Genomic DNA, 6187 nt, shown 5'->3' on the forward strand with positions numbered 1-6187 from the left:
ACAGCTTGTATCTACAAATTGTGTCAGTATGCTTGATTTAATGATGGCCGAGAAATATATTTTGCGCAATGGGAGCAGATAATAACGCACAATCGACTCCAGTTGCAAAAAAGGTTTTAATCTTTTGCCTTTGCCTGTATAGATTAAATGCGTTGAGTATATCTACAAATTATGTCAGTATGCTTAATTGAATCATTGTCGAGAAATATATTTTGCGCAATCGACTCCAGTTGCCAAAAAGGTTTTGACTTTGACTTTGCATAATAATTTAACTTGTCATTTGCTATAATTGCGGCAATTAATATAACTCAGGAGGAATCTTTACACGTGAAAAAATTTTTACTCGCATTCATTCTCATTCTTGCAATTGCTTGGCCTTCTTTCGGGGCTGACTCGCAGGAACGCACTTCAGATTATGTTACAGACATTCAGAAAGAAATCAGCTCAGACATCGGAAAATTGCGCGAGTCCATCAATAAAGAATTAGAATCTATCAAATTAGGCAGTGCAGACATTTCCGCAAGAATCGCAGAATTAGCAGCCCTCACAGAAAAATCATCTGATGACATGTCAGCATGGGGTTATAACGAAGAGCAAAGAGAGCTTCATACACGAATTTTATCAGAATTGAGCGTGGGTTATGCTGCATACAGCGCATTAGTTCAGAGTTCAAGCACAACAACGGACGAAAAGCCTGAAGACGCGGACTCACTCGGCACAATAGAATCTCCAGATATCAACAAGAGCGACTCATTACGGCAGGAAATCGCAAAATTTTCGCGCGAATTTGATGTCCAAGTATTTTATTTGCAGTCGAAATTGAATAAATTAAGGCTGGATATAAGAGAAGCAGCAAATTTACAGAAACAATTAAAAGAGGCTCAAGAGGGCGGAGAAGGTCTCGAACTTCCTAGAACTCACGTTTTACAGCTTGAGGCAGCACGAGTCAATGTTGCGTTGACAAGTCTTCAGGTCAGGGCGCAGAAAAAAGCATTTGATCTCAACGTTGCAGAAATTAAGCGCTTGCGAGGCAGACTCGAATCAATGCAGGACAAATTAATTTTCCCGCAAGAATTACTTGACTCGAATCTCGAAAAATTACAGACCCGCATAACTGAACTGACAACGGAATTAAACGAGGCTAACAAGGCACTAGATTCCGCACATTCTTCACTAGTTCGGGCGCGTGTGGCGTTGGGTTCATCTGATATGATGCCGCTTACAAATGAGTCTGCAATTTATTTAGCTCGTTCTGCAAGGGTCAATTACTGGGAGCATATGGTAACATTGCTTGATGACGAAATTTTTATGAATCGCGAAATACAACAGGTTTGGCGCGACAGATTCAAATTATTTCATGACCAAGCAAGCGGCGAAGAAATTTGGAAGTTGAGAGACTCAGCTCAGGAACGAATCCAAGAATTAAATAGACAGCTCGAAGGGATTCGCACGATGGAAAATACTTTATTGCGCCAGATCGAGAACACTCAAGCCCAAGCCAACACAGAAGGACTTGACGGCATGATCCAGCAAAGAGTCCTACAGGCCGTTGAGAACCAGCGCAAAATTATATATGCAATTTATAATCGCTATGAGTCATTAATTCCGACAGTAATTTTTTATCAGCAGAGGCTGCAAAGCGAGGCCAACGAGAATATTAGCGCAGTCAGAATCGCCGAAAAAGTAAGCTCATTCAGTCAAGAAACTATTATGAATTTCTTGAACACTGAACTATGGGAGGGCGAGGGCTATTCCGTTACTGTCGGGAAATTAGTTATTGCTATTCTCGTATTTCTCTCTAGCTTCTTTCTTAGTTCGTGGGGCAGCCACTGGATAAAGCGCAGAATGTTGAAACGTGTTCGTGCGAGCGTTACTGCTGCTAATGCCGTGCAAAGAATCGTGTTTTACATTTTATGGATAGCCTTTGCATTAATCGCTTTAAATATCTTGAAGATTCCCCTTACTGCGTTTGCTTTCATGGGCGGTGCTATTGCGGTCGGCTTAGGCTTTGGAATGCAGAATATATTTAATAATTTAATCAGCGGCTTTATCGTAATTTTCTCGCGTCCCTTCAAAGTTAATGACATGATCGAAGTAGCCGGCACATCAGGACTTGTTGAGGACATTGGCTCGCGTTCTACTACAATCAGGACTTATGACGGACTTGATGTAATACTGCCGAACAGATATTTTCTTGAGAACAGCGTTACTAACTGGACTCGCACGGATCTCAAGAAGCGTGAAATTTTGAAAGTCGGAGTCGCATATGACTCAGACAGCCGCCAAGTCGAGAAATTATTAAATGATATTGTGAAGGAACATTCAAAAGTGTTAAACGATCCTGCACCGTTCGTAATATTTAAAAATTTCGGCGATGATGCATTAGAGTTCGAGGTTTATTACTGGTTCGAGCTTAAGTCTTCATCAGGTCTGAAAATTTCAAGCGATTTGCGCCATCACATTGCGGCAGTCTTTCAGCGCGAAGGAATTAATATCCCCTACCCGCAGAGAGATATACATATTATTAATGACGATAACAAGCCTAAACTTGACAAAGACGATGAGGCAAAAAATGTCTGAAAACTGGAAGGACTCGCAGACTGATAAATTATGCTCGGCATTCCTGAAATTAAAGGATGTCAACGAAGTATATAATTTTCTTGAGGATATTGCGACAATCAACGAAATAAAATCAATGGCACAACGTTTAGAGGTTGCAAGACTCCTCAAAGCCTCAAAAAATTACTCCGAAATAGTGAGCGAAACAGGAGCAAGCACAGCAACTATAAGCCGCGTCAAAAAATGTCTCGAATACGGGACAGGAGGCTATAAATCAGTATTGACTGAATGAAGGTTCGCAAACATGATAAAATATTCGCAACATAAATTTTTATTTCAGGAGGTAAATACACAATGAAGAAAATTTTTTCTCTTGCGCTAGTTCTTGTAATGATTCTTTCCTGCGCTGCAATTGCTGCCGATAAAGGCGGACTCCCCGGCGGGACAAAATTAATTTTCGGTACAGGCGGCGCACAAGGCACATATTACGGACTCGGCGGAGTTCTTGCGGGAAAAGTCGGCGAGAAAACTTCAACAACTGTAACTGCTATTACTTCCGGCGGATCGAAGGCAAATATCGAATCAATGGAAGATGGCGACGTTCAAATCGCTTTTGTTCAGTCAGATGTTGCTGCATATGCTTACAGGGGCACGAGATTATTTGATGAGAGAGTTACAAATTTCTCGACTGTCGCAAATTTATACATGGAACAGGTACAAATTGTAACGTTAGATTCTTCTATTAAGACAGTTGCAGATCTCAAGGGCAAAAATGTATCAGTCGGCGCAGCTGGTTCGGGCGTTTACTTCAATGCTGTTGACGTTCTGAAGGCTTACGGACTCGACATCGACAAGGACATTAACCCGACATATCAATCATTCGGCGACAGTGTAGAAGCTCTGCAGGACGGAAAAATTGACGCAGCTTTTATCGTTGCAGGCGCACCAACTACCGCAGTTACTTCACTTGCAGCGACGAAAAAAATTTATCTCGTAGGACTCGACGACGAGCACATTTTATCGCTCATGACCGAATCGCCCTATTACAGCAAAAATGTTATCAAGAAAGATGTTTATGGAACTGATGACGACGTTGTAACAGTTGCAGTCGGTGCCGTAATAATTGCCCGTGATGATGTCTCAGAAAATGACGTGTATAATTTCCTTTACGGCATATTTGACAATTTAGACGAGATTAAAGCAGCTCACGCAAAGGGTGCAGAATTGAATCTAAATTTTGCGGTGTCATATAGTGCAGTGCCATATCACAAAGGAGCAGTAAAATATTTCGGCGAGAAAGATCTTAACGTCGCAGGCAAATAATTAATCGCGAAAATTTTTCATGGCCGGAGCTTATATCCGGTCATTTTTTGTTTAGGAGAGTGATTTATTGATGGCAGAAGACGAGAAAACTTTAACGAGTCAAGAAATTTCACAAATAGAAGCTGATGTTGACGCAGTTATGAAACGTTATGACCGCGAGTCAAATACAAGAATATGGGAAGGGACTCCGGCGGTTGTAGTGCGGTGGGTGTCGGCGTTGTTCTCGTTGTATTGCATTTATGTAACGTTATTCAGCACAGCTATGCCGGAAGTAAGACTAAATATTTTTCTGGGCTTAATATTAATTATAGGTTACCTGCATTACCCCATTCGTAAAGCAAACGGGATTCTAAAAACTGGCTTGGATGACTCGCTTTCTATATCATTTAAATTTGACATGGTCTCGCGCGTAAATTCAATCCCATTTTACGATATTTTAATCATGATTGCTGGTGCGGTTCCATTTTTTTATTTTGCATTCAACGCAGAGAGCATAATAAAACTTGCTTTGCGCGTAACTAGTCCGAGAAATCCGAATTATCACTTAATGATAGCAATGGCCATAATAGGTATACTTGCATTTATGGAACTTTGCCGGCGGTGTGTCGGGATTCCTATTTTGTGTGTTGTAGGTGCGTTAATGGTGTATGCGTTCTCTACAGTGAGATTCGGAAAAGTTATTTACGATTTATTTTATTCGACGGGCGACGGACTCAGAAGCACTCCCATTGAAGTATGCGCAAAATATATTGTAGTGTTTATTATATTCGGTGCATTTCTTGAGCGTACTGGGATATCGACATTTTTTATTAATCTCGCAAACGCAATCGCAGGAGCAAGCGCAGGAGGCCCCGCAAAAGTCGCTGTTATTTCTTCTGCATTGTGCGGAATGGTGTCGGGCTCGTCAGTGGGAAATACAGTTACAACAGGATCCGTAACGATTCCAATGATGAAGCGCACGGGATATAAACCTGAATTTGCCGGAGCAGTCGAGGCAGCAGCATCAACGGGCGGACAAATAATGCCTCCGATAATGGGTGCAGCAGCTTTCTTAATGGCTGAATATATGGGCATTCCTTACTCACAAGTCGCACTAAAAGCGATTTTACCTGCAGTGTTATATTTTGCGGGAATTTATATCGCTGTACATCTTGAAGCAAAAAAATTAGGACTCAAAGGTATCCCGCGAGAAGAGCTGCCGAGAATTATAAAATTATTGCCGAAAGTTTATTTATTGCTGCCGTTGATAATTCTTGTCATAATGGTATCGATGAATATTTATACAATGCAATTTTCTGCGGCGATTGCGATAGGATTTGCGATTCTTGTCGGACTATTTAACAGTGATGAGCGTATAACGTTCAGAAAAATTATTGACGCGCTGGAGGCCGGCGGAAGAGGCACAATTACAGTTGCGGCGGCTTGTGCGATGGCGGGACTAGTTGCGGGGTGTATCACTTCAACGGGTTTAGCTTCTGAATTAATAACAATGGTAGTAAATATTTCCGGCGGTCATGCATTTATCGCGTTAATTCTCACTATGATTTGCTGCATAGTTTTAGGAATGGGAGTCCCGACGACGGCGAATTATTGCATAATGGCCGCAACTTGTGCACCGATTTTGATGGCACCTGCGATAGGAATCGAAAAAATTTGCGCTCACTTTTTCGTGTTTTATTTCGGGATTGTAGCAGATATTACGCCTCCGGTAGCGTTGGCAGCTTATGCAGGTTCAGCGATTGCTAAGGCTCCTCCGATGAAGACGGCTTTTAACGCGACAAGACTTGCGATTGCTGCATTTATTGTGCCGTATATTTTTGCGTTTACTCCTGCTATGTTGTTCGAGAATGTAAGCCCGTTAATTAATATCGTTGACGCTGGGCCTGTGTTGACTCAAGTTATGATAGTGCTTGAGATAATATTAATTTGTGCGACGGCCTTATTAGGAATTTTCGGAGTTGCTGCAGCTCTTAACGGTTATTTATTCGGGAACATGAATATTTTAATGCGCTTGATAATTTGTGCGGGCGGTTTGAGCATGTTAATTCCCGGATTAATGAGCGATTTAATAGGCTTAATGCTTGTAGGATTTGTATTTATTGTGCAGTACATGAAGAAATAAAAAATTTTTACTCCCTCGGCTGTAATGAGTCGGGGGAAATTTTTTTATCGTAGAGTTTATCCCCTTAATCTGGGCGGGTTGGATTCAATAAAGTGTGTAGAGATTCCCGTTAAATTTGCAATAATGACTGTAAATTTTATTATGAGCAAATGCACTAAATTTTTGCATGTTCGCGCTACCCCT

4 protein-coding genes are annotated in these 6187 nt (G+C 41.4%); all 4 read left to right on the forward strand.

The annotated features are described in order from the left end of the window. Positions 1-327: 327 nt before the first annotated feature. The 4 genes from IJT21_00655 (at position 328) to IJT21_00670 (ending at position 6004) form a co-directional block, all read left to right on the forward strand. Positions 328-2580 carry a mechanosensitive ion channel gene (locus tag IJT21_00655; protein ID MBQ7576756.1) on the forward strand — a complete coding sequence of 751 codons (2253 nt, stop codon included), beginning with the start codon at positions 328-330 and terminating at the stop codon, positions 2578-2580. Continuing rightward, positions 2573-2851, forward strand: a complete 279-nt coding sequence (locus IJT21_00660; GenBank protein MBQ7576757.1) for a DNA-binding transcriptional regulator — start codon at positions 2573-2575, stop codon at positions 2849-2851. The genes IJT21_00655 and IJT21_00660 overlap by 8 nt, the downstream gene beginning before the upstream one ends. A 62-nt stretch (positions 2852-2913) precedes the next feature. After that, complete coding sequence (locus IJT21_00665; GenBank protein MBQ7576758.1) at positions 2914-3882, forward strand: TAXI family TRAP transporter solute-binding subunit; 969 nt, start codon at positions 2914-2916, stop codon at positions 3880-3882. Between the two features lie 70 nt (positions 3883-3952). Then, on the forward strand, positions 3953-6004 hold the full coding sequence (locus IJT21_00670) for a TRAP transporter permease (GenBank protein MBQ7576759.1): 2052 nt from the start codon (positions 3953-3955) through the stop codon (positions 6002-6004). Positions 6005-6187: the final 183 nt, after the last annotated feature.

This window comes from Synergistaceae bacterium, assembly GCA_017443945.1.
Classification (GTDB): domain Bacteria; phylum Synergistota; class Synergistia; order Synergistales; family Aminobacteriaceae; genus JAFUXM01.

Excerpts from the sequence above, each read along its gene's own strand:
- IJT21_00660 (MBQ7576757.1), top strand. The coding sequence starts at position 2,573 with ATGTCTGAAAACTGGAAGGACTCGCAGACTGATAAATTATGCTCGGCA.
- IJT21_00670 (MBQ7576759.1), top strand. The coding sequence starts at position 3,953 with ATGGCAGAAGACGAGAAAACTTTAACGAGTCAAGAAATTTCACAAATA.
- IJT21_00665 (MBQ7576758.1), top strand. The coding sequence starts at position 2,914 with ATGAAGAAAATTTTTTCTCTTGCGCTAGTTCTTGTAATGATTCTTTCC.